At 63.0% G+C, this 26,303-nt stretch carries 19 protein-coding genes and 1 pseudogene; 4 read left to right on the top strand and 16 right to left on the bottom strand.

Annotated elements, in window-relative coordinates; translation table 11 throughout:
- Positions 1–131: 131 nt before the first annotated feature.
- From KDB76_RS07780 to mtnA, 9 genes and pseudogenes are all read right to left on the bottom strand, one after another.
- Complete coding sequence (locus tag KDB76_RS07780) at positions 132–1,175, bottom strand: acyltransferase (protein WP_249206226.1); 1,044 nt, start codon at positions 1,173–1,175, stop codon at positions 132–134.
- Between the two features lie 108 nt (positions 1,176–1,283).
- Positions 1,284–2,595: pseudogene (locus KDB76_RS07775) on the bottom strand (IS4 family transposase).
- 123 nt (positions 2,596–2,718) lie between these two features.
- Entirely contained in the window at positions 2,719–4,395 is a 1,677-nt protein-coding gene (gene rpsA, locus KDB76_RS07770) for a 30S ribosomal protein S1 (RefSeq protein ID WP_003252673.1), read from the bottom strand.
- A gap of 124 nt (positions 4,396–4,519) precedes the next feature.
- The gene (gene cmk / locus KDB76_RS07765) at positions 4,520–5,206 is read right to left on the bottom strand and encodes a (d)CMP kinase (protein WP_038409045.1); all 687 of its coding nucleotides are present in this window, start codon (positions 5,204–5,206) and stop codon (positions 4,520–4,522) included.
- Positions 5,203–7,410, bottom strand: coding sequence for a bifunctional prephenate dehydrogenase/3-phosphoshikimate 1-carboxyvinyltransferase (locus KDB76_RS07760; protein WP_038410368.1), 2,208 nt, complete (start codon positions 7,408–7,410; stop codon positions 5,203–5,205). The genes cmk and KDB76_RS07760 overlap by 4 nt, the downstream gene beginning before the upstream one ends.
- A gap of 197 nt (positions 7,411–7,607) precedes the next feature.
- Positions 7,608–8,702, bottom strand: coding sequence for a prephenate dehydratase (gene pheA / locus KDB76_RS07755; RefSeq protein WP_013971453.1), 1,095 nt, complete (start codon positions 8,700–8,702; stop codon positions 7,608–7,610).
- Positions 8,702–9,787, bottom strand: a complete 1,086-nt coding sequence (gene serC, locus KDB76_RS07750; protein ID WP_024086447.1) for a 3-phosphoserine/phosphohydroxythreonine transaminase — start codon at positions 9,785–9,787, stop codon at positions 8,702–8,704. Before serC ends, pheA begins: the two co-directional genes overlap by 1 nt.
- Positions 9,788–10,044: 257 nt before the next feature.
- The gene (gene gyrA / locus KDB76_RS07745) at positions 10,045–12,810 is read right to left on the bottom strand and encodes a DNA gyrase subunit A (protein WP_013971451.1); all 2,766 of its coding nucleotides are present in this window, start codon (positions 12,808–12,810) and stop codon (positions 10,045–10,047) included.
- 366 nt (positions 12,811–13,176) lie between these two features.
- Entirely contained in the window at positions 13,177–14,253 is a 1,077-nt protein-coding gene (mtnA, locus tag KDB76_RS07740; RefSeq protein WP_038409038.1) for an S-methyl-5-thioribose-1-phosphate isomerase, read from the bottom strand.
- A 111-nt stretch (positions 14,254–14,364) separates the two neighbouring features.
- Between mtnA and ubiG the strand changes: the two genes are divergently transcribed.
- From ubiG to KDB76_RS07725, 3 genes are all read left to right on the top strand, one after another.
- A complete protein-coding gene (gene ubiG / locus KDB76_RS07735) occupies positions 14,365–15,063 on the top strand; it encodes a bifunctional 2-polyprenyl-6-hydroxyphenol methylase/3-demethylubiquinol 3-O-methyltransferase UbiG (RefSeq protein ID WP_003260863.1) in 699 nt (232 codons plus the stop codon).
- A 2-nt stretch (positions 15,064–15,065) separates the two neighbouring features.
- Positions 15,066–15,737, top strand: coding sequence for an N-acetylmuramic acid 6-phosphate phosphatase MupP (gene mupP / locus KDB76_RS07730; protein ID WP_024086445.1), 672 nt, complete (start codon positions 15,066–15,068; stop codon positions 15,735–15,737).
- A gap of 152 nt (positions 15,738–15,889) precedes the next feature.
- A complete protein-coding gene (locus KDB76_RS07725) occupies positions 15,890–16,630 on the top strand; it encodes a YciK family oxidoreductase (RefSeq protein WP_038409035.1) in 741 nt (246 codons plus the stop codon).
- 126 nt (positions 16,631–16,756) lie between these two features.
- Here the strand turns inward: KDB76_RS07725 and KDB76_RS07720 are convergent, their stop codons facing one another.
- From KDB76_RS07720 to KDB76_RS07690, 7 genes are all read right to left on the bottom strand, one after another.
- Positions 16,757–17,542 carry an iron-containing redox enzyme family protein gene (locus KDB76_RS07720; RefSeq protein ID WP_015269299.1) on the bottom strand — a complete coding sequence of 262 codons (786 nt, stop codon included), beginning with the start codon at positions 17,540–17,542 and terminating at the stop codon, positions 16,757–16,759.
- A 30-nt stretch (positions 17,543–17,572) separates the two neighbouring features.
- On the bottom strand, positions 17,573–20,029 hold the full coding sequence (locus KDB76_RS07715) for an EAL domain-containing protein (RefSeq protein ID WP_038409033.1): 2,457 nt from the start codon (positions 20,027–20,029) through the stop codon (positions 17,573–17,575).
- 275 nt (positions 20,030–20,304) lie between these two features.
- A complete protein-coding gene (locus KDB76_RS07710) occupies positions 20,305–22,137 on the bottom strand; it encodes an ABC transporter ATP-binding protein (protein WP_013971445.1) in 1,833 nt (610 codons plus the stop codon).
- Positions 22,130–22,762 carry a DsbA family protein gene (locus KDB76_RS07705; protein ID WP_013971444.1) on the bottom strand — a complete coding sequence of 211 codons (633 nt, stop codon included), beginning with the start codon at positions 22,760–22,762 and terminating at the stop codon, positions 22,130–22,132. Before KDB76_RS07705 ends, KDB76_RS07710 begins: the two co-directional genes overlap by 8 nt.
- Positions 22,763–22,765: 3 nt before the next feature.
- The gene (locus KDB76_RS07700) at positions 22,766–23,698 is read right to left on the bottom strand and encodes a rhodanese-related sulfurtransferase (protein ID WP_038409031.1); all 933 of its coding nucleotides are present in this window, start codon (positions 23,696–23,698) and stop codon (positions 22,766–22,768) included.
- Positions 23,699–23,917: 219 nt separating this feature from the next.
- Positions 23,918–24,214, bottom strand: coding sequence for a BolA family protein (locus KDB76_RS07695; RefSeq protein ID WP_003252644.1), 297 nt, complete (start codon positions 24,212–24,214; stop codon positions 23,918–23,920).
- 10 nt (positions 24,215–24,224) lie between these two features.
- Positions 24,225–24,749 (bottom strand): DUF2059 domain-containing protein, encoded by a 525-nt coding sequence (locus KDB76_RS07690; RefSeq protein WP_003259051.1) that lies wholly within the window; start codon positions 24,747–24,749, stop codon positions 24,225–24,227.
- 155 nt (positions 24,750–24,904) lie between these two features.
- Here KDB76_RS07690 and KDB76_RS07685 point away from each other — a divergent pair, with 155 nt between their 5' ends.
- Entirely contained in the window at positions 24,905–26,299 is a 1,395-nt protein-coding gene (locus KDB76_RS07685; RefSeq protein ID WP_013971442.1) for a class II fumarate hydratase, read from the top strand.
- Positions 26,300–26,303 lie beyond the last annotated feature (4 nt).

Genomic DNA, 26,303 nt, shown 5'->3' with positions numbered 1-26,303 from the left:
TGGCACCGGCTACGCCGGTGTTCGCGGGTGAACCCGCTCCCACAGAGGGATCGCGCCAGTTTCCGGAGAGGTGGACACACCATTATCCCACTGAGGGGGGGCGGACACGCCAGCTGCTGGAGCCCGGACGCCTATGCCAATTGCTGCCGGGAGCCCGCTTGGGAAAAGCGTTTGCGCATCGCCAAGGCAGGCTTCTCTACCAGCCCCCACGACACATACCCCGCCAACCAGGACGCCGGCACAGCCGCCAACATCAGCCAGTAAGGCCCGGCCCATGGCATTGCCCACGCCAACACTTGCTGGATCGGAAATGCATACAGGTAGATACCGTACGAGTAATCCTCCACAAACGAAGGAAGCTTCAACTGCGGGCAATAAGCTACGTACAACGTGCCGTACATCGTCAGAACGGCAAACGCAAAAACCTCAAGACGCCCACCCTTGGCCAACACGAACAACGCAACAAAGGCAAACAACAGCCAGCCGGTATACGGGATCACCGCCCGGTGCGAATAGAACACCGCCCCTGCCAGGAAGCACACCACCAACTTGAACGGGTACTCCGCAAAGGCTGGATGCAGGGTATGCAACCCCAGTGCAACCACCAACGCGGCAAGCGTCAAACCTGTCATCGGCCACCGGCAAACCTTGGCCACCAGCACCAATAGCCACAGCACCACGTACATGCGCATTTCCAATGGGATGGTCCACAGGCTGCCATTGACCGAAGCCCCATAGGGGCGCGGGGTAAAGCTCACCCCAGGCAAGAGGAACTGGGCATCCTTGAAAACCAGCAATGGGCTATAGACGTACCTGTAAACCTGACGCTGGGAAAGATACTCATCAAGCGGCAGCGAGGTAATGACAGGCCCTAGCACAAAGGCCATAAGCAGCAGGCACACAAGCAAGCCAGGCAAGATCCGCAATGCGCGGGCCAGGTAGAAATCCCGGGTGCTATTTTTTTCTCCACTGGCCGCGATCAGGAAACCGCTGACCATGAAGAATACTTCCACGCCCAGGCTATGTACGGGCACCGGCATGCCCAGCAGCAGCCCAGGGTCGGTGCAACCCAGGCACTCCAGATAGGAGAGCGCAAAGGAATGCCCCACCACGACGGCAGTTGCCGCCAGCAGCCTGATGATCAGGAAATTGTTATCGCGCCCGCGACCTTCCATGACGTCGCCAAACATCAACATCGCACAATCCCCCGACATGGCCTTCTTTCAGCATAAAAAAAAGGCGACCCGAAGGTTAATGCCAGTCAGTTAAGCTGACTGGCATTTTCATTTTCGGGTCGGATATTTTGCAGGGCGCTGCTTCACCACTCTGGGGAACCATCGATCGGGTCGCCGATGGGGTAGGACATACTGAGCCGCTGACGCCTGCAGATCTGCCAAAAAACCTGGCAAGTTGCCGGGATGGTTTAATGACGTGCCATGCAGCAAGCCCAGAATCGCCCAGCTACAAGCGGTAAAGCTCATCTCGCATGGGTACACGCCTGGGCACTGTCTCGACATCTGCACCATCTGATAACGCAATAGGTTGTAGCCCAACAGCACGCCCCACAGCTCTTGCGCAATCATCTCCGGCGTCTTGCTTCTCAGGGTGTATTCGCCCCCCAGAAGTCCTTGTTTGATCTCCCGATAACCCAGCTCGATTTCCCAGCGCTGACTGTAAAGATCAACGATCTCATCGCCAGGGAAGCGCTGCGCATCGGTCATTGAGGTCAAGACACTCACAACCTTTCCTTTGATTGTTTTGCTCAGCAGTCGTGCCCGCATTTCCAGCGGCAAGCCTGGCCATTGCTTGCGGGCCTGGGGCGATGTGCGCAGGACGACCACGGCATCGTTGCGTCCTAGCGTGTGTTCCACCTCGTACTGAGTGCCCTTTTTCACAGGGATCAGCCAGTGTCGATGCTCACCTTGTGACTGCCAGTGGTGCAGCAAGCCCAACGAATAGAAACCTTTATCGAACAGGGTCAGCGAGTGGTTCGGCGTGGTCGCGATCAGCTGCTCTGCCAGCTTCATTTCACTACTGTGGTAGCTCTCGAAAGTGCTGTTTATCAGTAAGTGGCTGGTCAGCTCCATCTGGCAGACCATCCTAACCTGAGGAAAACCGCCATCCCCATGCTGATTGGTAGCGCCCCCGTAAAACGCACGGTTTTCAGCTGTGTCAGGCGTACTCCAGACAACACCGTCCACACCAAGCAGCGTCAAGCCCAACCAGTGCGGGTGCTTGGTTTCTTCGTGCCACCGCTGCTGAGTGAGCGTGAAAACTTCACGTACAGCTTCACTGCCCAGTCGCTGCCGCCCTTGTACAACAGCACTGGGGGCCACCAGAGGCCTCTTGCCCGGCAGCATGATGTCCATGTGGTTTACGACATCCCAAGCCGACATACGGCGGAACAGCGCCATGCCGATGATGCACCACACCAGGCTCTCAAGCGGGAGGCGTCGCTTGCGAATGGTCGCGACACCTGCCGTCTCAAAAGCTTGTTGCACAAGATCAGGATCGAGCAACGCCCCCCAGCCCCTCGAGGGCATGTGGCCGCGATGCCATTTCGTGAGTGAGGGAGAGGGCTTGTGACAGGCGCATAAAAAATCCGATGCTCGTTTCCAAGCATCGGATTTTGCGGCCTACGGGCTAAAGCTCAAAGCGTCAGTCTTAACTGACTGGCATTAACCCGAAGGTCGCCTTTTTTTACCGATCAAACAGAACTCAGTTCTGCTTGGCCATTGCTTCGCGCAGCAGCGCAGCCATGGTGGTGTCGGCAGCCGCTTCCGGAGCGTTTTTCAGGCTCTGGATGGCTTCGCGCTCTTCAGCATCGTCCTTCGACTTGATGGACAGGCTGATAACGCGGGACTTGCGGTCAACGCTGATGATCTTGGCTTCGATCTCTTCGCCTTCCTTCAGGACGTTACGCGCGTCTTCAACGCGGTCACGGCTGATTTCGGAAGCTTTCAGAGTAGCTTCGATGTCGTCGGCCAGAGTGACGATGGCGCCTTTGGCGTCAACTTCTTTCACGATGCCCTTGACGATAGCGCCCTTGTCATTGACAGCAACGAAGTTGGAGAACGGATCGTCTTCCAGCTGCTTGATGCCCAGGGAGATGCGCTCGCGCTCTGGGTCGACCGACAGGATGACGGTTTCCAGCTCGTCGCCCTTCTTGAAACGACGCACGGCTTCTTCGCCGGTTTCGTTCCAGGAGATGTCGGACAGGTGAACCAGGCCGTCGATGCCGCCGTCCAGACCAATGAAGATACCGAAGTCGGTGATCGACTTGATGGTACCGGTGATCTTGTCACCCTTGTTGAACTGGCCGGAGAAGTCTTCCCATGGGTTGGACTTGCACTGCTTGATGCCCAGGGAGATACGACGACGCTCTTCGTCGATGTCCAGAACCATGACTTCCACTTCGTCGCCAACCTGAACGACTTTCGACGGGTGGATGTTTTTGTTGGTCCAGTCCATTTCGGAAACGTGTACCAGACCTTCAACGCCTTCTTCCAGCTCAGCGAAGCAGCCGTAGTCGGTCAGGTTGGTAACGCGAGCCTGTACGCGAGTACCTTCTGGGTAACGGGCAGTGATAGCTACCCACGGATCTTCGCCCATCTGCTTCAGACCCAGCGAAACGCGGTTGCGCTCACGGTCGAACTTCAGAACGCGTACGTCGACTTCGTCGCCAACGTTAACGATTTCCGATGGGTGCTTGATGCGCTTCCAGGCCATGTCGGTGATGTGCAGCAGGCCGTCGATACCGCCCAGGTCGACGAAGGCGCCGTAGTCGGTGAGGTTCTTGACGATACCTTTGACTTGTTGGCCTTCCTGCAGGGTTTCCAGCAGGGCTTCGCGCTCGGCGCTGTTCTCGGCTTCCAGCACGCTGCGACGGGAAACGACAACGTTGTTGCGCTTCTGGTCCAGCTTGATGACCTTGAATTCCAGCTCTTTGCCTTCCAGGTGGGTGGTGTCGCGCACAGGGCGGACATCAACCAGGGAGCCCGGCAGGAACGCACGGATGCCGTTAACGTCAACAGTGAAGCCGCCCTTAACCTTACCGTTGATAACGCCCTTGACCACTTCTTCGGCGGCGAAAGCTGCTTCCAGAACAATCCAGCACTCGGCGCGCTTGGCTTTTTCACGGGACAGCTTGGTTTCGCCAAAGCCGTCTTCGACCGCGTCCAGCGCAACGTGAACTTCGTCACCGACCTTGATGGTCAGCTCGCCAGCTTCGTTGTAGAACTGCTCGAGCGGGATGACGCCCTCGGACTTCAGGCCAGCGTGTACGGTAACCCAGTCGCCGTCGATGTCGACAACGATACCGGTGATGATGGCACCCGGCTGAAGATTGAGGGTTTTCAGGCTTTCTTCAAAGAGTTCTGCAAAGCTTTCGCTCATTTTAATTCCTGTAGATTCGGGCGAAACAGACGCCCATAGCCACATTCCAGACAATGTGGGTTTGTTTTAAGTAAAGGAAAGCCGGCAGGACGTTGACTGGTGCCCCTGCCTGCTTTCCTGGCTATCAGAGAAGGTCGCGCAGTGCGATCTCGCTCCTGATACGTTGCAACACCTGCTCGATGGACAACTCGGTAGAGTCCAACTGAATGGCATCGACCGCTGGCTTCAGCGGGGCCACTGCACGTTGGGTGTCGCGCTCATCACGCGCACGAATCTCATCCAGCAGACTCGACAGACTAACATCTTCACCCTTGCCCTTCAACTGCAGGTAGCGGCGACGCGCTCGCTCCTCCGCGCTGGCGGTGAGGAAGACTTTCAACGGCGCATCCGGGAACACCACGGTGCCCATGTCGCGGCCGTCGGCTATCAGGCCAGGCGCCTCGCGGAATTCGCGCTGACGCACCAACAACGCATCACGCACGGCTGGCAGCGAAGCAACCATCGAGGCACCGGCACCAACGGTCTCGGTGCGGATGACGTTGCTGACGTCCTCGCCCTCGAGGATGATCTGTTGCAGCTTACCGGGCTCGGCGGCAATGAACTGCACATCCAGATGGGCGGCAAGCTTGGTCAGCAGCTCTTCGTTGGTCAGATCGACGCCATGATTGTTGGCGTTGAACGCCAGCAGACGGTACAGCGCGCCAGAGTCCAGCAACTTCCAGCCCAGCTCGCGGGCCAGCAGCCCGGCGACTGTACCCTTGCCCGAACCGCTTGGCCCATCGATGGTGATAACCGGCGTCAGGGCACTCACGACTTGCCCTCTTCCGCCACGCGGATGCCCACTTCGGCGCACAGCGCCAGGAAGTTGGGGAACGAGGTTGCGACGTTGGCGCAATCGTGGATGCGGATCGGCGCGCTGGCGCGCAGCGAGGCAACACTGAAGGCCATGGCGATACGGTGGTCACCGTGGCCATGCACTTCGCCGCCGCCCAACTGGCCGCCATCAATGATGATGCCGTCCGGGGTCGGCTCGCACTTGATGCCAAGGGTGATCAGGCCGTCGGCCATGACCTGGATACGGTCGGATTCCTTCACCCGCAGCTCTTCGGCTCCACGCAGCACGGTACGCCCTTCGGCGCAGGCAGCGGCGACGAACAGCACCGGGAACTCGTCGATGGCCAGTGGCACCAGCTCTTCAGGAATGTCGATACCCTTCAGCTTGGCGCCGCGCACACGCAGGTCGGCTACCGGTTCGCCGCCGACTTCACGCTGGTTTTCCAGAGTGATGTCGCCACCCATCAGGCGCAGGATGTCGATCACGCCGGTACGGGTCGGGTTGATGCCAACGTGCTCCAGCACCAGCTCGGAACCTTCGGCGATGGACGCTGCCACCAGGAAGAACGCCGCCGAGGAGATGTCGGCCGGCACTTCGATACGGGTAGCAGTGAGCTTGCCGCCGGACTGCAGTGAGGCCACCGGGCCGTTGCTTTCGACGCTGTAGCCAAAGCCGCGCAGCATGCGCTCGGTGTGGTCACGGGTTGGTGCAGGCTCGGTGACGGTGGTCTTGCCTTCGGCGTACAGGCCGGCCAGCAGCAGGCAGGATTTGACCTGGGCACTGGCCATCGGCAGCGTGTAGGTCAGCGCCTTGAGCTTGTGGCCACCGCGGATGGTCAGCGGCGGGCGGCCTTCAGGGCCAGTCTCGACCACGGCACCCATTTCGCGCAGCGGGTTGGCCACGCGGTTCATCGGGCGCTTGGACAGCGAAGCGTCGCCGGTCATGGTCACGTCGAACGGCTGGCCGGCCAGCAGGCCCGACAGCAGGCGCATCGAGGTACCCGAGTTGCCCACATATAGCGGCCCGGGTGGTGGCTTGAGGCCATGCAGGCCGACACCGTGAATGGTCACGCGACCGTGGTTCGGGCCTTCGATGACCACACCCATGTCACGGAATGCCTGCAGGGTCGCCAGCGCGTCCTCACCTTCGAGGAAGCCTTCGACCTCGGTGGTGCCTTCGGCCAGCGAGCCGAGCATGATCGAGCGGTGGGAAATCGACTTGTCGCCCGGTACGCGGATTCGCCCGGACAGGCGGCCACCCGGTTGGGCCAGGAAAATCAGATCGTTGGCGTTCATAGCGTCCACATAGGCCCGGCGGGCCAGGATTTTACTGAAATGCTCGCGGGCAACGCGTGCGCGGGTGAATACACCCAGCAGCTGGTGCCCGTCCCCTTCAGCGATCGCGTCGCGCAAGGCGTCGAGATCGCTGCGATATGTATCAAGCGTGCGCATGACAGCGTCGCGGTTGGCGAGAAAGATGTCGTGCCACATGGTCGGGTCGCTGCCGGCGATTCTCGTGAAATCGCGGAAGCCTCCCGCAGCGTACCGGAAGATCTCGAGGTTTTCATTGCGCTTGGCCAGTGAATCGACCAGGCCGAAGGCCAGCAGATGCGGCAGATGACTGGTGGCGGCCAGCACTTCGTCGTGGCGTTCGACCGACATATGCTCCACATCGGCGTCCAGCGCGCGCCACAGGCGGTCGACCAGGGCCAGGGCGGCCGGGTCGGTTTCGGCCAGCGGCGTGAGGATGACCTTGTGTCGGCGGAACAGGGCAGCATTGGAGGCCTCTACCCCGCTCTGCTCGGAGCCGGCGATGGGGTGGCCGGGGACGAAGCGCGGCAAGCGCTCCCCAAAGACCACCCGCGCCTCACGCACGACGTTGCCCTTGGCGCTGCCGACGTCGGTGATGACGGCAGCGCCAAGGTCGAGCTTGGCCAGGCGGGCCAGGACTTTTTCCATGGCCAGGATCGGCACGGCCAACTGGATGACATCGGCACCGACACAGGCGGCGGCAAGGTCTTCTTCGCAGCGATCGACCACGCCCAGGGCCACGGCCTGCTTGCGCGAGGGGGCGTCCAGGTCGACACCGACCACTTCGCGGCACAGGCCGCTTTCACGCAGGCCCTTGGCGAACGAGCCACCGATCAGGCCGAGGCCGACCACGACCAGGCGGTTGATGATTGGCGCGGGTTTGGTTGTTACTGCTTTTACCACTGGTGCGAACCCTGTTCAGAAATCTAGACAGCCTGCGGGGCCCATTGGGGCCGCTGTGCGGCCCTTCGCGGGCACGCCCGCTCCCACAGAGTTCGACATCACGCTGTCACTGTGGGAGCGGGCGTGCCCGCGAAGGGCTGCAAAGCAGCCCCAAAGGCCTTGAATCAAAGCACCGCCTTCGGATACGAACCCAGCACCTTCAGCGCCACAGCCTCCTGGCTGATCTGCTCGAGCACCGCCTTGATCAGCGGGTCGCGGTGGTGGCCAACGAAGTCGATGAAGAACACGTAGGTCCACTTGCCGCTACGCGACGGGCGAGTCTCGATGCGAGTCAGGTCGATGCCGTTCTGGTGGAACGGTACCAACAGCTCGTGCAAGGCACCCGGCTTGTTGCTCATCGAAACGATGATCGAGGTCTTGTCGTCGCCGGTCGGCGGCACTTCCTGGTTACCGATCATCAGGAAGCGCGTGGAGTTGTCCGGGCGGTCTTCGATCTTCTCGGCCAGGCGAGTCAACCCGTACAGGTTGGCCGCCATGTCGCCGGCGATCGCCGCCGAATTCCACTCGCCCTTGACCCGCTTGGCGGCCTCGGCATTGCTAGACACGGCCACGCGCTCCACGTTCGGGTAGTGCGCGTCCAGCCACTTGCGGCACTGGGCCAGCGACTGGGCGTGGGAGTAGATGCGAGTGATGCTGTCGGTCTTGGTGTTCTCGCCCACCAGCAGGTGGTGGTGGATGCGCAGCTCGACCTCGCCGCAAATCACCATGTCGTGTTCAAGGAAGCTGTCCAGGGTGTGGCTGACAGCACCTTCGGTGGAGTTTTCCACCGGCACCACGCCGAAGTTGACGGCACCGGCCGCCACTTCGCGGAACACTTCGTCGATGGCCGCCATCGGCCGGCTGATCACAGCGTGGCCGAAGTGCTTCATGGCCGCAGCCTGGGTGAAGGTGCCTTCAGGGCCGAGGTAGGCGATTTTCAGCGGCTCTTCCAGGGCCAGGCACGACGACATGATTTCGCGGAACAGCCGCGCCATCTCTTCGTTGTCCAGCGGCCCCTTGTTGCGCTCCATCACGCGCTTGAGCACTGCGGCTTCACGCTCGGGGCGGTAGAACACCGGTTTTTCGCCTTCCGCCAGCGAGGCGGTCTTGACCTTGGCCACTTCCTGGGCGCACCGGGCGCGCTCGCTGATCAGCTCGAGGATCTTCTCGTCGAGGCTGTCGATGCGAACGCGCAACGCCTTCAGTTCGTGCTCGGACATCAGCCGTGCTCCTTCTCGAATTCGGCCATGTAGGCCACCAGGGCTTCGACTGCTTCAAGGCCCAGGGCGTTGTAGATGGAGGCGCGCATGCCGCCTACCGAACGGTGGCCCTTGAGGTTGAGCAGGCCACGGGCATCGGCGCCGGCGAGGAAGGCCTTGTCCAGGCGCTCGTCAGCCAGGCGGAACGGCACGTTCATCCACGAACGGGCGTTGTGGCTGATCGGGTTGGTGTAGAACTCGCTGCTGTCGATGAAGCCGTACAGGCGGTCTTTCTTGGCGCGGTTGCGCTGTTCCATGGCATCGACGCCACCCTGCTCTTTCAGCCACTCGAACACCAGGCCCGAGAGGTACCAGGAGTAGGTGGCCGGGGTGTTGTACATCGAGCCGTTGTCGGCCGATACCTTGTAGTCGAGCATGGTCGGGCAGCTGCTGCGGGCGCGGCCCAGCAGGTCTTCGCGCACGATCACCACTACCAGGCCGCTCGGGCCGATGTTCTTCTGCGCGCCGGCGTAGATCAGGCCGTACTGCGACACGTCGATCGGGCGCGAGAGGATGTCGGACGACATGTCGACCACCAGTGGCACGTCACCGGTTTCCGGCACCCAGTCGAACTGCAGCCCACCAATGGTCTCGTTGGACGCATAGTGCACGTAGGCAGCGTTCTTGGTCAGCTTCCACTCGTTCTGGCCCGGGATGGCCAGGTAGTCGTAGGGCTTGGCGCTGGCGGCGACGTTGACGTTGCCGAAGCGGCGCCCTTCCTCGATGGCCTTTTTCGACCAGATGCCGGTCTCGATGTAGTCGGCGGTGCCGTTTTCCGGCAGCAGGTTCAGCGGGATTTCGGCGAACTGCTGGCTGGCGCCGCCCTGCAGGAACAGCACCTTGTAGTTGGAGGGGACGGACAGCAGGTCACGCAAGTCCTGCTCGGCCTTTTCGGCGATGGCCACGTAATCGTCGCTACGATGGCTCATTTCCATCACCGACAAGCCCTTGCCACGCCAATCCATCATCTCGGCCTGGGCGCGCTGCAGAACAGCATCAGGAAGCGCGGCAGGGCCTGCGCAGAAGTTAAAGGCTCGTTTGCTCACATCCACTCTCGCTCTGCCAAATGGTACAAAATCGTAATTCGGTGCTGACTAACTAAAACTGTGTCGCCTGTCATGGGCCTGCCTTACAGGCCATCGCCGGCAAGCCAGCTCCCACAGGGACTGCGCAAACCCCGAAGCTCGCGCTGAACCTGTGGGAGCCCGGCTTGCCGGCGATGGGCCGCACAGCGGCCCCAATGACCTGGCCTGATCAGTCAAACGGGGCGACCTTGGTCGCCCCGTTCGGGTTTTACGCTTGCTTACTCCTGCGGGGCCTCTTCGGCACCAGCAGCTTCTTCGTTGTCTGGCGCTTCAGCCTCGACGCCCTCTTCGTCCGCCTCGATCACATCATCGAGTTCGTCCTCGGAAGGCTCCTGGATACGCTCCAGGCCCACCAGCGTCTCGTCGGTAGCCAGCTTGATCAAGGTCACACCCTGAGTGTTACGACCCAGGCTGGACACCTCGCCAACGCGGGTACGCACCAGCGTGCCCTGGTCGGAGATCAGCATGATCTCCTCGCCTTCCTGCACCTGGATGGCACCGATCAGCAGACCGTTGCGCCCCTTGGTGCCCATGGCGATCACACCCTGGCCACCACGGCCGCGACGCGGGAACTTGGACAGCGGAGTGCGCTTGCCGAAGCCACGCTCGGAGGCAGTGAGAATCTGCGCGCCAGATTCCGGGATCAGCATGGAGATGATCTGCTGGCCCTTGCCCAGCTTCATGCCGCGCACGCCACGGGCGTTACGGCCCATCTCGCGCACCACGCTTTCAGCGAAGCGGATCACCTTGCCGGCGTCGGAGAACATCATGACTTCCTTGGCGCCGTCGGTGATGGCCGCGGCGATCAGGGTGTCACCTTCCTTGAGCTTCAGGGCGATCAGGCCGTTGGAGCGCGGACGGGCGAACTGCACCAGCGGGGTCTTCTTCACAGTACCCGAAGCGGTGGCCATGAAGATGTAGGCGCCGGTCGGCTCGGCCACCCATTCAGGGGTGTCGCCGTCTTCCTCGTCCACCTCCTCGGCCTCGACCACTTCGCCTTCGAGCACGGTGTCTTCCGCGTCCTCCAGCTCTTCGTCGGCGTCAGCGTTCTGCTGCAGGGCCTCGAGGTCGATCTGCAGCATGGCGGTGATGCGCTCACCTTCCTCCAGCGGCAACAGGTTGACCAGCGGGCGGCCGCGAGCGGCGCGGGACGCTTCAGGGATGTCGTAGGTCTTCAGCCAGTACACCTTGCCCTTGCTGGAGAACAACAGCAAGGTGGCATGGCTGTTGGCAACCAGCAGGTGCTCGACGTAGTCCTCGTCCTTCACCCCAGTAGCCGACTTGCCTTTGCCGCCACGGCGCTGGGCCTGGTAGGCGGACAGCGGCTGGGTCTTGGCGTAGCCGCCGTGGGAGATGGTCACCACGCGCTCTTCTTCCGGGATCATGTCGCCGTAGTTGAGGTCGTGGCGCGCATCGAGGATTTCGGTACGGCGGGCATCGCCATATTCGGCGCGGATGGCTTCCAGCTCTTCGCGGATCACTTCCATCAGGCGCTCGGCGCTGCTGAGGATGCGGATCAGTTCGCCGATCTGCTCGAGGATTTCCTGGTACTCGGCCAGCAGCTTCTCGTGCTCCAGGCCGGTCAGGCGGTGCAGGCGCAGGTCGAGAATGGCCTGGGCCTGTTCCGGCGACAGGTAGTACTTGCCTTCACGCAGGCCGTACTGCTCCGGCAGGTCCTCGGGGCGGCAGGAATCGGCGCCGGCGCGCTCGACCATGACCTGCACGGCACTGGATTCCCAGGCAGTGGAGATCAGGGCTTCCTTGGCCTCGGACGGGGTCGGCGAGGCCTTGATCAGGGCGATGACCGGGTCGATGTTGGACAGCGCGACCGCCTGGCCTTCGAGGATATGGCCGCGTTCGCGGGCCTTGCGCAGCTCGAACACGGTACGGCGGGTTACCACTTCACGGCGGTGACGCACGAACGCTTCGAGCAGGTCCTTGAGGTTGAGCAGACGCGGACGGCCGTCGACCAGGGCCACCACGTTGATACCGAATACGCTCTGCAGCTGGGTTTGCTGGTAGAGGTTGTTGAGCACCACTTCCGGCACCTCGCCGCGACGCAGCTCGATGACGATGCGCATGCCGTCCTTGTCGGACTCGTCGCGCAGCTCGGTGATGCCTTCGATCTTCTTCTCTTTGACCAGCTCGGCGATCTTTTCGATCAGACGAGCCTTGTTCAGCTGGTACGGCAGCTCGGTAACCACGATCTGCTGGCGACCACCGACCTTGTCGATGTCTTCGATCTCGGAACGGGCGCGCATGTAGATGCGGCCACGGCCGGTGCGATAGGCCTCGATGATGCCCTGGCGGCCGTTGATCAGGCCGGCAGTCGGGAAGTCCGGGCCAGGGATGTGCTGCATCAGCTCATCGATGGTGACTTCGGGGTTGTCGATGAGTGCCAGGCAGCCATCGATGACCTCGCCGAGGTTGTGCGGCGGGATGTTGGTCGCCATGCCCACGGCGATACCGCTGGAACCGTTGACCAGCAGGTTGGGAATACGGGTCGGCATGACCGCCGGGATCTGCTCGGTGCCGTCGTAGTTGGGCACCCAGTCGACGGTCTCCTTGTGCAGGTCGGCCAGCAGCTCGTGGGCCAGCTTGGCCATGCGCACTTCGGTGTATCGCATGGCTGCGGCGTTGTCGCCGTCCACCGAACCGAAGTTGCCCTGGCCGTCGACCAGCAGGTAGCGCAGCGAGAACGGCTGGGCCATACGCACGATGGTGTCGTAGACCGCGGTGTCGCCGTGCGGGTGGTACTTACCGATCACGTCACCGACCACACGGGCGGATTTCTTGTACGGCTTGTTCCAGTCGTTGCCCAGTTCGCTCATCGCATAGAGAACGCGACGATGCACGGGCTTCAAGCCGTCACGCGCATCGGGCAGCGCTCGCCCGACAATCACGCTCATCGCGTAGTCGAGGTAAGACTGTCTCAGTTCGTCTTCGATATTGACCGGGAGGATTTCTTTGGCCAGTTCGCCCATGAGAAGCCTGATTCCTTTTTCTGGTGAAACTTCGCAGCTCCATCAAGGGCCGAACGAAGCTCGCCGCCGCAGCGCATAAGGGTGCGACGACTTACGACAAATCAATGAGTTGTGCCATGGATCTGCGCAATGAAGGCCGCCGTGGTGGGCGGTCTTGGAAACTGCCGGATGTTATCACAAAGGCAGGGGCGGTGGGGAGATGTGGCAGGTGGCCTCACACGAGGTTGAATCTGGATTTTTTATAGCCTGTGCCGGCCTCTTCGCGGGTAAACCCGCTCCCACAGGTACACCACCATCCTCAGGCCTTGTGCTATCCCTGTGGGAGCGGGTTTACCCGCGAAGAGGCCGGCACAGGCGCCACGAATATCAGTGCAGCCGCTTGCGGCAGATCAATTGCGCCAGCTTGGCGGCATCCGGCCGCTCGACGATGCCGCGCTCGGTCACGATCACGTCGATCAGGTCGGCCGGGGTCACGTCGAATACCGGGTTGAACACCTCGACATCCGGCGCCACGCGGGTGCCGCCAATGTCCAGCAACTCGTCGGCAGCGCGCTCTTCCAGCGGGATGTCCTCGCCCGTGGCCTGGTTCAGGTCGATGCTGGTGCTCGGCGCCACCACCATGAACCGTACGCCGTGATGCATGGCGCTGACCGCCAGCTGATAGGTGCCGATCTTGCTGGCCACATCGCCGTTGGCGGCGATGCAGTCCGCGCCCACCACCACCCAGGTGATGCCCTTGCTTTTCATCAGGTGGGCCAGCGCCGAGTCGGCGCTCAGGGTCACCGGGATGCCCTCGTTGGCCAGCTCCCAGGCGGTCAGGCGCGAGCCATGCAACCAGGGGCGGGTCTCGCCAGCGTATACACGCTCGACCATGCCCTCCAGGTAACCGGCACGGATCACCCCCAGTGCGGTACCGAAACCACCACAGGCCAGGGCGCCGGCGTTGCCATAGGTGAGCAGGATCTGGGCGTTGCCCTGGTGGCGACGAATCAGCTCGATACCGTACTGGGCCATGGTCAGGTTGGCCTCGCGATCGCTCTCGTGGATGGCCACCGCTTCGGCCTCCAGCGCCGCCAGCACGTCTTCGTCCGGACGCAGGCGCTGCAGGCGCTCACGCATGCGGTTCAGCGCCCAGAACAGGTTGGCGGCGGTAGGGCGCGCTTCAGCCAGGACAAGGAAGTCTTCCTCCAGGTCCATTTCCCAGTCGCCGCCCTCGGCCAGCCGCTCCTCAAGGGCCAGCACCAGGCCATAGGCCGCGGCAATGCCGATGGCCGAGGCGCCGCGCACGGCCATGTCGCGGATCGCCGCTGCAACCTGCGCGACATTGTCGCAGGCCAGCCAGCGCTCTTCCGACGGCAGCAGGCGCTGGTCGAGCAGGTGCAGGACGCCGCCCTGCCAGCGGATCCCGGTCACCTTCTCCGCCGCCAAAAGTCGCTCGCGCATCGCCTCTCCCCGTCGTTCGGATATCAAAAGCCGGCGATTATAGCGACCCTCGGGGCCGAGCGCTCGGGTATACTCCGGCGCAATTTTGCGAAGTTTCAGAGGACTGTTCTAATGAGCAACGTCGACCGCGCCGAAATCGCCAAGTTCGAAGCGCTGGCCCACCGCTGGTGGGACCGCGAAAGCGAGTTCAAGCCGCTGCACGAAATCAACCCGCTGCGCGTCAACTGGATCGACGAGCGCGTCAGCCTCGCCGGCAAGAAGGTGCTGGACGTGGGTTGCGGCGGCGGCATCCTCAGCGAGGCGATGGCCCTGCGCGGCGCCACGGTCACCGGCATCGACATGGGCGAGGCGCCACTGGCCGTGGCCCAGCTGCACCAGCTGGAGTCGGGCGTGCAGGTGGAATACCGGCAGATCACCGCCGAAGCCCTGGCCGAGGAAATGCCCGAACAGTTCGACGTGGTCACCTGCCTGGAAATGCTCGAGCACGTGCCCGACCCGTCTTCGGTCATCCGCGCCTGCTACCGCATGGTCAAGCCTGGCGGCCAGGTGTTCTTCTCCACCATCAACCGCAACCCCAAGGCCTACCTGCTGGCCATCGTCGGCGCCGAGTACATCCTGAAGATGCTGCCGCGCGGCACCCACGACTTCAAGAAGTTCATCCGCCCGTCCGAGCTGGGCGCCTGGAGCCGCGTTGCCGGCCTGCAGGTGAAAGACATCATCGGCCTGACCTACAACCCACTGACCAAGCACTACAAGCTCAGCAGCGACGTCGACGTCAACTACATGGTCCAGACCCTGCGCGAGGAATAAACATGAGTTTGCGAGCAGTACTCTTCGACATGGACGGCACCTTGCTCGACACGGCGCCGGACTTCATCGCCATCTGCCAGGCCATGCTCGCCGAGCGCGGCCTGCCGGCCGTCGATGACAAGGTGATCCGCGACGTGATCTCCGGCGGTGCCCGCGCGATGGTCGCCGCGACCTTCGCCATCAGCCCGGAGGCCGAGGGCTTCGAAGCCCTGCGCCTGGAGTTCCTCGAGCGCTACCAGCGCGACTGCGCGGTGCACAGCAAGCTGTTCGACGGCATGGCCGAGCTGCTGGCCGACATCGAGAAAGGCAACCTGCTGTGGGGTGTGGTCACCAACAAACCGGTGCGCTTTGCCGAGCCGATCATGCAGCAACTGGGCCTGGCCGAGCGTTCGGCGCTGCTGATCTGCCCGGACCACGTCAAGAACAGCAAGCCCGACCCCGAGCCGCTGATCCTCGCCTGCAAGACCCTCGGCCTGGACCCGGCCAGCGTATTGTTCGTCGGCGACGACCTGCGCGACATCGAGTCTGGCCGCGACGCCGGTACTCGCACGGCGGCAGTGCGCTACGGCTATATTCATCCAGAGGACAACCCCAACAACTGGGGCGCCGATGTGGTGGTGGACCACCCGCTGGAACTGCGCAAGGTGATCGACAGCGCGCTGTGCGGCTGCTGAACCCCGTCTAGACCGCAGCACAGCCCCTGTGGGAGCGGGTTCACCCGCGAATGCGTCAGCCCCGGCGCCAGCGGTGCCTGATCGTACGCATTCGCGGGTAAACCCGCTCCCACAGGGGACGGTGCCGCGCCAACGAACTCGAAGGACCTACCATGTTCGACTACACCGCCCGCCCCGACCTGCTGCAAGGCCGGGTCATCCTGGTTACCGGTGCCGGCCGCGGCATCGGCGCCGCTGCCGCCAAGGCCTACGCTGCGCTGGGCGCTACTGTGCTGCTGCTGGGCAAGACCGAGGCCAATCTCAACGAGGTCTACGACCAGATCGAAGCCGCCGGGCACCCGCAACCCGTGGTGATCCCGTTCAACCTGGAAACCGCCCTGCCCCACCAGTACGACGAACTGGCGGTGATGATCGAAGACCAGTTCGGCCGCCTCGACGGCCTGCTGAACAACGCTTCGATCATCGGCCCGCGTACGCCGCTGGAGCAGCTGTCGGGTGACAACTTCATGCGCGTGATGCACATCAACGTCAATGCCACCTTCATGCTCACCAGCACCCTGCTGCCGCTGCTGAAGCTGTCGGAAGACGCTTCGGTGGTGTTCACCAGCAGCAGCGTCGGGCGCAAGGGCCGGGCCTACTGGGGCGCCTATGGCGTGTCCAAGTTCGCCACCGAGGGCCTGATGCAAACCCTGGCCGATGAACTGGAAGGCGTGGCACCGGTGCGCTCCAACAGCATCAACCCGGGTGCCACGCGCACGGCGATGCGGGCACAGGCCTACCCTAGCGAAAACCCGCAGAACAACCCGCTGCCGGAAGAGATCATGCCGGTGTACCTGTACCTGATGGGGCAGGACAGCAAAGGGGTGAATGGGCAGGCGTTCAACGCCCAGTAAGGCTTTTGCCGGTACTGGCCCTTTCGCGGGTGAACCCGCTCCCACAGGGTTATTCACCGCCCATGAGGGCAGCGCAATACTTGTGGGAGCGGGTTTACCCGCGAAGAGGCCGGGACAGAAGAGCGATCAGCCCGCTGCCAACACCGGGCGCATGCGCCCCTGCTGGCGCCCTTCCAGCTGCATGCACCGTTCCAGGAACAGGTACATGCAGTCGTAGCTCTTGCAAATCGCCTTGCGCAGTTCATTGCGCAGCCCCAGGGTCGGGTTCTCGCCCGCCAGGGTGCAGATGATCTCCAGCGCCTCCCACGGGTGCGCGTCGTCATACTGGGCATGCATCTTCAGCCACTTCATCGCCCGCTTGCGCTGGTCCTCCGGGAAGCCCAGCGCATAGGTGTCGGTGGAGCACACCACCGCCGACCATTCACCGGTCGCACCTTCGATGGCGTAGTTGGTCGCCGCCATGGAAATGGCCAGGTTCTCGGTGGCGCACACGCGCCAACACCAGTCGTTCAGGCCGTTCAGTTCAGGCGGCACTTCCTGGGCCTGCAGCTCGTGCAGGTGCACGCCATGCGCCTGGCACCAGTTCACCCAATAGTCGGCGTGGTTGAGCTCGACACGGATGTTGCGCATCAGCCAGCGCCGCGCCATGTCTTCGCCCTGGTGCCGGCCATAGCGGGTCTTGGTCAGGTTGTGGGCCATGTACAGCGAAAACTGCTCCACCACCGGCCAGCCACCGATCAGGTACTGGCGAATGGTCGATTGCTTCAACTGGCCATCGCGCAGGCGCGCGTAGAACTCATGCTCGACTACCCGGCGCTTGCTCTCGCGGCAGTCTTCAATCAGTTGCTGGGCCCATTGGGGGTAGCTGGCGGGATCCATCAAAGGCCCGATACGAACGAATGCGTCAATCACTTTCAGCTCCTTGATCCTTGTGATTTCTAGCTAGCGAAACGTGCCAGGTGCCCGCTGCAACAGAGGCCGGGCGGCGATCCGTTGGCGCTGCAGACTGTCACAGGTGAACACCTGGGGGCGTTCGATGAGGTAGCCCTGGGCATAATCCACGCCAATTTCCTGCAAGGCCTGCTCGATCAAGGGTGTTTCGACGAATTCGGCAATGGTGCGCTTGCCCATTACGTGACCGATGTGGTTGATGACCTCGACCATGGCCCGGTTGACCGGGTCGTCGAGCATGTCCTTGACGAAACTTCCGTCGATCTTCAGGTAATCCACGGGCAAATGCTTGAGATAGGCGAACGACGACATGCCGGCGCAGAAATCGTCGAGCGAGAAGCGACAACCCAACCCCTTCAACTCGTTGATGAAGCGGATGGCACTGCCAAGGTTGGCTATGGCGCTGGTTTCGGTGATTTCGAAACAGATCATCCGTGGCGGAATAGCGTATTCGACGAACAGGCGTTGCAAGTATTCGAGGAACTTGTCGTCACCGATACTCGACCCCGACAGGTTGATCGCGCAGATCGAAAGCGGCCCCTCGCGCCCTTCGTCCAGGCACTGACGGATGACCAGGAACACATTGCGCACCACCCAGCGGTCCAGCGCGGTCATCAGGCCGTAGCGCTCGGCCGCCGGGATGAAGCTGCTGGGCAGGATGGTACGCCCGCTTTCGTCGTGCAGGCGCAGCAGGATCTCGATATGGCCGGGGCCTTCGAATGTTTTCAGCGGGGCGATTTCCTGGGCGTACAGGCAGAAGCGGTTTTCTTCCAGGGCCACGTGCAAGCGCTGGATCCAGGCCATTTCACCAAAGCGCATGGACAGCTCGCTGTCGTCGGCATGGTACACCTGCACGCGGTTGCGGCCCTTTTCCTTGGCCATGTAGCAAGCCATGTCGGCGGCGCGCAGCGAGGTTTCGAGGGTGCCGGGGGACTGGGCCATGTGCACGAGGCCGACACTGACGGTGGTGACGAACGGCCGCCCTTTCCACACGAAATGCAGGCTCTGCACCAGCTGGCGCAGCTGCTCGGCAATGCGCTCGGCCTGGTCGGGCGGGCAGTTTTCCAGCAGCACGCCGAATTCGTCACCACCCAGCCGGGCCAGGGTATCGCCCTCGCGCAGGCCGGACTGCAGCACGGCGCAGATGTGCCGCAGCAGCTCGTCGCCGGCGGCATGCCCGCAGGTATCGTTGACCAGCTTGAACTGGTCGAGGTCCAGGAACATCAGCGAATGCCGCCCGGCCTGGCGCGCCAGGTCATTGAGCGCCTGCTCCAGGCGGTATTCGAACTCGCGGCGGTTGGCCAGGCCGGTCAGGGCGTCATGGGTCGCCTGCCAGGACAGGTTGGCGATGTACTGGCGCTCCTGGGTCATGTCGTGCAGCACCAGCACGATACCGCTGACCTGGCCGTCATTGACGATCGGCGAGCCGACCAGGTTGACCGACACAGTGCTGCCGTCCAGGCGCTGGATCAGCCGGGCATGCTCGGCGCCGCCCTTGAGGCTGCCACTGAGCACCTGCTCGACCAGGCTGCGGCCGTCTTCCTCGGCCTGCTCGTCCACCAGGCTGAACAGCGCCGACAACGGCAGGCCCTGGGCTTGGCCGGCCTGCCAGTGGGTCAGTTGTTCGGCGGCCGGGTTCATGTAGCCGATACTGCCCTCCACATCGGTGGTAATCACCGCATCGCCAATGGCCTGCAGGGTAATCTGCGCCCGCTCCTTTTCTTCTTGCAGGGCGCTGGCAAAGGCCTGGCGCTGGGCCAGCAGCTTGCTGGAGCGGCGCCAGGCAATGGCAATCAGGAACATCGCGGTCAGCAGGTTGGTGATCAGCAGCACCCGCAGCAGCATGCGCGAACCCTCGCCCAAGGCATCGCTGAACGCCTTGGCGGCCGGGGTTACCCCTTCGTTGATGGTGACGATGCGCGCCTTCCAGTCGCTGAGCGTGCGGGCGTCGACCGGGCCAGCAGCAAAGCTGCTGCGCATTTCCACGGCCAGCATATCCAGCTTGCCCAGGTAGTCGTCGCCGATGTCCCAGTAGTCGATGGCCGTCTGCATGTAGCTTACGTTGCGAAAGTTACGGTAGAACCAGATGATCCGCTCGACATCGTCGGGGTGGTTACCGCCTTGCAGCACGGCCTGGCGTGCGGCATCCAGGTCGGGGCTGGGCTGGTCCATCACTTCGCGCAGTTGGTGGTCGCCCTGGGGCACGGTGATGGCCTGGCGATAGCGCTGATAGGTGCTGTCGTCGCGGGTTTCGGCGTACAGGTTGAGGTAGTAGATGGCGTCTTTCTGCGCCTTGGACCACAGGCTTTCGCCCGCGACGTAGGCACGCACGGCCGAGAGCGTATAAAGGCTCAGGCTGCCCAAGGCTACCTGGAAGACCACAACGGCGATGAAGGGCCAGGTGATGCCGAGCAACTTTGGCGCTTCTAGAGTGCGATGTCCCTTCATGGAGTCCCTGTCACAGAGCAGATAAGGCGCAAATCAACCCAGACAAAGCACAGCGTAGGCCATTTGCCATCCCGGTGGTTGGGTTTTTTATGGCAGGAAAGGGGGGTGATTTGCATATGGCCTGAACTGGCACTGTGGGAGCGGCCTTGCGTCGCGAAAGGGCTGCAAAACAGCCTCGGCAATTTCTGCATCTGCCTTGATTGTCTGGGGCCGCTTTGCGGCCCTTTCGCGACGCAAGGCCGCTCCCACAGGGGCCCGCACAGGCAGCCACAAATTCAGCTCTGCTGCAGGTGCCCGTAAAGCTTGGCATATAACCCACCCTCGGCAATCAGCTGCTGGTGGTCGCCATCCTCGGCCACATGCCCGCCGTCGAACACCAGCACCCGGTCGGCCTGTTTCACCGCCGACAGGCGGTGGGCGATGATCAGTGTGGTGCGGCCGCTGAGGAAGCGCGCCAGGGCCTGGTGCAGGTTGTATTCGGTGGCGGCATCCAGGGCCGAGGTGGCTTCGTCGAGGATCACCACCTTGGGTTCGGCCAGCACCATGCGGGCAATGGCCAGGCGCTGGCGCTGGCCACCGGACAAGCGCACGCCGGAGCGCCCCACCACACTGTCCAGGCCCTGCGGCAAGGCGGCGATGGTGGCATCCAGCTGGGCGATGCGCAGTGCCTGCCAGCAGGCCTCATCGCTGCAGTCACGGCCCATGGTCAGGTTGGCGCGCACGGTGTCGTTGAACAACGACGGGTGCTGCAACACCACCGCGACGTTTTCACGCAGGGTTTCCAGGCCGATTTCCTGCAGGCTGGCACCGCCAAAGCGGATGGTGCCGGCCTGGGCGCTGTAAAGCCCCAGCAACAGCTGCACCAGGGTGCTCTTGCCGCCACCGCTGGCACCGACTATCGCCACCTTCTCGCCCGGGGCGATGGACAGGTCGAGGTGCTCGAGCACCGGCTCGTCGGCATAGGCAAAGCGCAGGTCGCGTACTTCGATACCTACCGTCTCGCGGCCGGCGAACGGGTCGCTGGCCGCCGGATACTGCGGCTCGTCGGCGCGTGCCAGCAGTTCGTTGAGGCGGCTCAATGCACCGCCGGCGGCGTAGTAGGCGTATTGCAGGTTTAGCAGCTGCTCCACCGGGCCGATCATGAACCACAGGTAGCTGAATACCGCCAGCATCTGGCCGATCGACAGGTCGGAGAACAGCACGGTGAGCATGGCCGCGGCGCGGAAGATATCGATGCCGAACTGGAACAGCAGGCCACTGGCGCGGCCGCTGGCATCGCTCTTCCACTGCGAGTCCACGGCGTAGTCCCGCACTTCGCGGGCGCGCAGGCCAAGGCGACCGAGGAAGTAGCCTTGGCGGTTACCGGCACGGATTTCCTGAATGGCGTCGAGGGTTTCCGCCAGCGCCTGGGTAAAGCGTGCGGTGCTGTCGTTCTCGAGCTTTTTCAGGTGCTTGACGCGCTTGCCCAGCTGCACGGTGAAATAGATCACCAGCGGGTTGAACAGCAAGATCAGCATGGCCAGCTGCCAGTGCATCCAGATCAGGATGGCCGCCGTGCCGGTAAGGGTCAGCATGGCCACCAGGAAGCGGCTCAGGGTTTCGCCGACGAACTTGTCGAGGGTGTCCAGGTCAGTGACCAGATGGGTGGTTACCGTGCCGCTACCCAGGCTTTCGTATTCCTTCAGCGAGATGCGCTTGAGCCGCTCGATCAGGCGAATGCGCAGGCGATAGACGATGTCCTTGGCCAGGCCGGCAAACAGCTTGGCCTGGATCACGTTGAACGCCAGCGCGGCCAGGCGCAGGCACAGGGTCAGCAGCAACATCAGGCCGATGTAGCCCGCCGCCACCTGCCAGCTGGACGGCAGCAGGTGGTTCATCCACTTCAGCGCGGCATCGCCGTGGCCCAGCAGCACTTCGTCCACCAGCAGCGGCAGCAACAGCGGGATGGGCACGCTGCAGCAGGCCGCCAATACGGCGATGAAGTTGGCGGACCAGAGGTTTTTCTTGTGATGCAGGGCCAGGCGGCGGATTTCCGCCCAGCTCAGTCGATCGGCCGCAGTGTGGGGCTTGCCCGGCACCGGGTCGGGTGACCCAGGCACATCAAGCACAGGCGGCCTGCTGCAGCCAGCGGCCGAGCAAGGGTTGCAGGCGCTCCAGCGGCTGATAGCCGTTGGTCAGCAGGGCCAGTTGGCCATTGCGTTCGGCCAGCAAGGTCGGGAAACCGGCGATGCCCAGGTCCTGGGCCCAGCTGAAATCGGCTACAGTGGCGGCGCGGGTGTCGGCACAGGCGAAGGCCTCGGCGAACACGGTGCGGTCGAAGCCTGCCTGTTCGGCCAGGTCGACCAGATGCGGCGCAATGGTGACGTCCACGCCCTGCTCGTAGAACGAACGCTGGATCAGCGCCAGCAGCGGCCAGACGCGTTCGGCGTCCAGCTCGCGGGCGGTGACCAGGGCACGGCAGGCCGGCTCGGTGTCGTAGACGAAGCCGTCGGGCATGGCCCCCTCGAAGCGGAACGGCTGGCCGGTGGCGTCGGCCACCGCCTGCCAGTGTTCAAGGATGTACTTGCGGGTAGAGCTGTCCAGGGCACTGCCGCCGGTACGCAGCCCGCCCGGCACCAGGCGGGTAGGCACGCCTGCGTCACGCGCCTGGGCGATCAGGGCCGCGGCCACGGGTGCGAAACCCCAGCACCAGGAGCACATCGGGTCCATCACATAGATCAGGCGGGCAGACATGCATCAAGCCTCGGCTTTGTAGTTGTAACCGATCGGGTGCGGCAGGTTGCGGGCCTTGGCCAGCTCGATCTGCTTCTGCCGGTCGATGGCGCTACGCCGGGTCTTCTCGCTCAGGGTGTCCCAGCAGTGCGGGCAGCTGACCCCTGGCGAATAGTGCTCGGACGCGCGCTCCTCTGCGTTGATCGGGTGGCGGCAGGCGTGGCACTGGTCGTACTCGCCTTCGCTCAGGTCATGGCGCACCGTGACGCGGTTGTCGAAGACGAAGCAGTCGCCGTCCCACAGGCTTTCTTCCTGAGGCACTTCCTCGAAGTATTTCAGGATGCCGCCCTTAAGATGATAGACCTCCTCGAAGCCTTCACCGAGCATGTAGCTGGAGGCTTTTTCGCAACGGATACCGCCGGTACAGAACATCGCAACCTTCTTGTGCTTGCTGGGATCGAAGTTGGCCTTGATGTAGTCGGGGAACTCGCGGAAGGTTTCGGTCTTCGGGTCGATGGCGCCCTTGAAGGTGCCGATGGCCACTTCGTAGTCGTTGCGGGTGTCGATCAGCAGTACTTCCGGGTCGCTGATCAGCGCGTTCCAGTCCTTGGGCTCGACGTAGGTGCCGACCGCCTGGTTCGGGTCCACGCCCGGTACGCCGAGGGTTACGATCTCTTTCTTGAGCTTGACCTTGGTGCGGTAGAACGGCTGTTCGTCGCAGTACGACTCCTTGTGGTCGACATCGGCCAGGCGTGGGTCGTTGCGCAACCAGGCCAGCAGGCCGTCGATGCCTTCGCGGGTGGCCGACACGGTGCCGTTGATGCCCTCATGGGCCAGCAGCAGGGTGCCCTTGACGTTGTTGTCGAGCATGGTCTTGAGCAGCGGCTCGCGCAGCTCGACGTAGTCTTTCAGGGTGACGAACTTGTAAAGCGCCGCGACGACGATGGGTTGGGACATGAAGCAGGATCTCCAGTGGTTGCCCTCGTAAGGGGCGGACCGGGTTACACAAGAAACAGGGGGCCGCTGCGCGCCCCATCGCCGGCAAGCCAGCTCCCACATGTATTGCGCCACACTCAAGAAGGGCACTTTACCTGTGGGAGCCGGCTTGCCGGCGATGGGCTGCACAGCAGCCCCCTTTTGGGATGTTGCGGATTCTACCAGAACAACAACAAGGTTTCAGTGCCCGCCGCCCGCGCACACCGGCGAGGCCGGTGCAACGCCGACCTTGGCCCACTCTTCGGCGGTGTAGGTGTGGATGGCCAGGGCATGGATCTCGCCCATCAGCTCACCCATGGTGGCGTACACCTTCTGGTGGCGCTTGACGCTGTTCAACCCGGCAAACTGCTCACTGACAATCACTGCCTTGTAGTGGGTCTCCTGACCACGACTGTGCATGTGGCTTTCATTGAGCACTTGCAGGTGTTGCGGCGCCAGGGCGGCCAGCTGCTGTTCGATACGCTGTTGCATGGTCATCGCGGCGTACTCACTTCTTCGCCGGGGCGGCGGCCTTGCCAGCGTTCGGGTCCAGTTCCTTGGTCATGTCGTCCAGCAGCTTGTTCACCACCGGTACCGCTGGCTCCAGGCTCTGCTGCGTCAGCTGGGCCGACTGCTGGGTGACCTTGGGCATTTCGCGCAGCACTTTCTTGCCCAGCGGCGATTCGTAGAACTTGACCAGGTCCTTGAGCTCCTGCTCGGTGAAGGTCTGGGTGTACAGGTCGACCATCTTCGGCTTCAGCTTGTTCCAGCCGATGGCGTTGTCCAGCGCGGCGTTGGCCTTGGCCTGGTAGCTTTCCAGCACCGGCTGCTTGGTGGCCGGGGCCTTGGTCTGGGCGAAACGCTGGGCGAACATCTGCTGGACCTGCATGTACACCGGGGTGCCCAGCTTGTCGGCGTTGGCCAGGGTCAGGAATTTCTCGGCAGCAGCGTTGTGGCTGGCGGTGGCAGCGAGTACCTGGCCGCTGGCGCAAGCCAGGGCAACGGCGGCACAAAGGACACGGAGACGGGTCATTGCATTTCCTTCAGAAGAGAGGGAGGCGGGTACCTCAGAGTAGAGCATTCTGCGCCGTGGTGGCGATGTGCTCAAGTGGCACGACGAGCGACGGAACCGCTCGGTCGAATCAGGGCCTAAACTGCGATTTCGAACTACAAGGGAGTGAGTACAGAATGAGCCGTATCGAGACAGACAGCCTGGGCCCGGTCGAAGTTCCTGAGGACGCCTACTGGGGTGCGCAGACCCAGCGTTCGCTGATCAACTTCGCCATTGGCAAGGAACGCATGCCCATCGCGGTGCTGCATGCCCTGGCGCTGATCAAGAAGGCCGCGGCACGTGTCAACGACCGCAACGGCGACTTGCCAGCCGACATCGCCCGGCTGATCGAACAGGCCGCCGACGAAGTGCTGGGCGGCGAGCATGACGACCAGTTCCCGCTGGTGGTCTGGCAGACTGGCAGCGGCACCCAGAGCAACATGAACGTCAACGAAGTGATCGCCGGTCGGGCCAATGAACTGGCCGGCAAGGGCCGCGGCGGCAAGGCGCCCGTGCACCCCAACGACCACGTCAACCGCTCGCAGAGCTCCAACGACTGCTTCCCCACCGCCATGCACATCGCTGCGGCGCACGCGGTGCACGACAAGCTGCTGCCGGCCATCGCCGAGCTGTCCTCGGGGCTGGCCGAGCTGTCGGCACGCCACCACAAGCTGGTAAAGACCGGCCGCACGCACATGATGGACGCCACGCCGATCACCTTCGGCCAGGAGGTCTCGGCCTTCGTCGCGCAGCTCGACTACGCCCAGCGTGCCATCCGCGCCACCCTGCCGGCGGTGTGCGAACTGGCCCAGGGTGGCACTGCCGTGGGTACCGGGCTCAACGCCCCGCATGGTTTTGCCGAAGCCATCGCCGCCGAGCTGGCGGCGCTGTCCGGCCTGCCGTTCGTCACTGCGCCGAACAAGTTCGCTGCCCTCGCCGGCCACGAGCCGCTGACCAGCCTGGCCGGCGCCCTGAAGACCCTGGCCGTGGCCCTGATGAAAATCGCCAATGACCTGCGCCTGCTGGGTTCCGGCCCGCGCGCCGGGCTGGCCGAGGTACGCCTGCCGGCCAACGAGCCAGGCAGCTCGATCATGCCAGGCAAGGTCAACCCTACCCAGTGCGAGGCGCTGTCGATGCTGGCCTGTCAGGTGCTGGGCAACGACGCGGCGATCGGCTTTGCCGCCAGCCAGGGGCATTTGCAACTGAACGTGTTCAAGCCGGTGATCATCCACAACCTGCTGCAGTCGATCGAATTGCTGGCTGATGGCTGCCGCAACTTCCAGCAGCACTGCGTGGCGGGCATCGAGCCGGATGCCGAGCAGATGGCGGCACACCTGGAGCGGGGGTTGATGCTGGTGACGGCACTGAACCCGCATATTGGCTATGACAAGGCGGCAGAAATTGCCAAGAAGGCCTATGGCGAAGGCAAGACCTTGCGCGAGGCGGCACTGGAGTTGAAGTACCTGACAAATGAGCAGTTCGACCAGTGGGTGAGGCCGGAGAACATGCTGGCTCCGGGGGGCAAGGGCTGAGTCG

It is taken from the genome of Pseudomonas sp. JS425 (assembly GCF_018223845.1).
GTDB classification, from domain to species: Bacteria; Pseudomonadota; Gammaproteobacteria; order Pseudomonadales; family Pseudomonadaceae; genus Aquipseudomonas; species Aquipseudomonas asiatica.
This window is presented reverse-complemented; position numbering and strand designations above follow the sequence as displayed.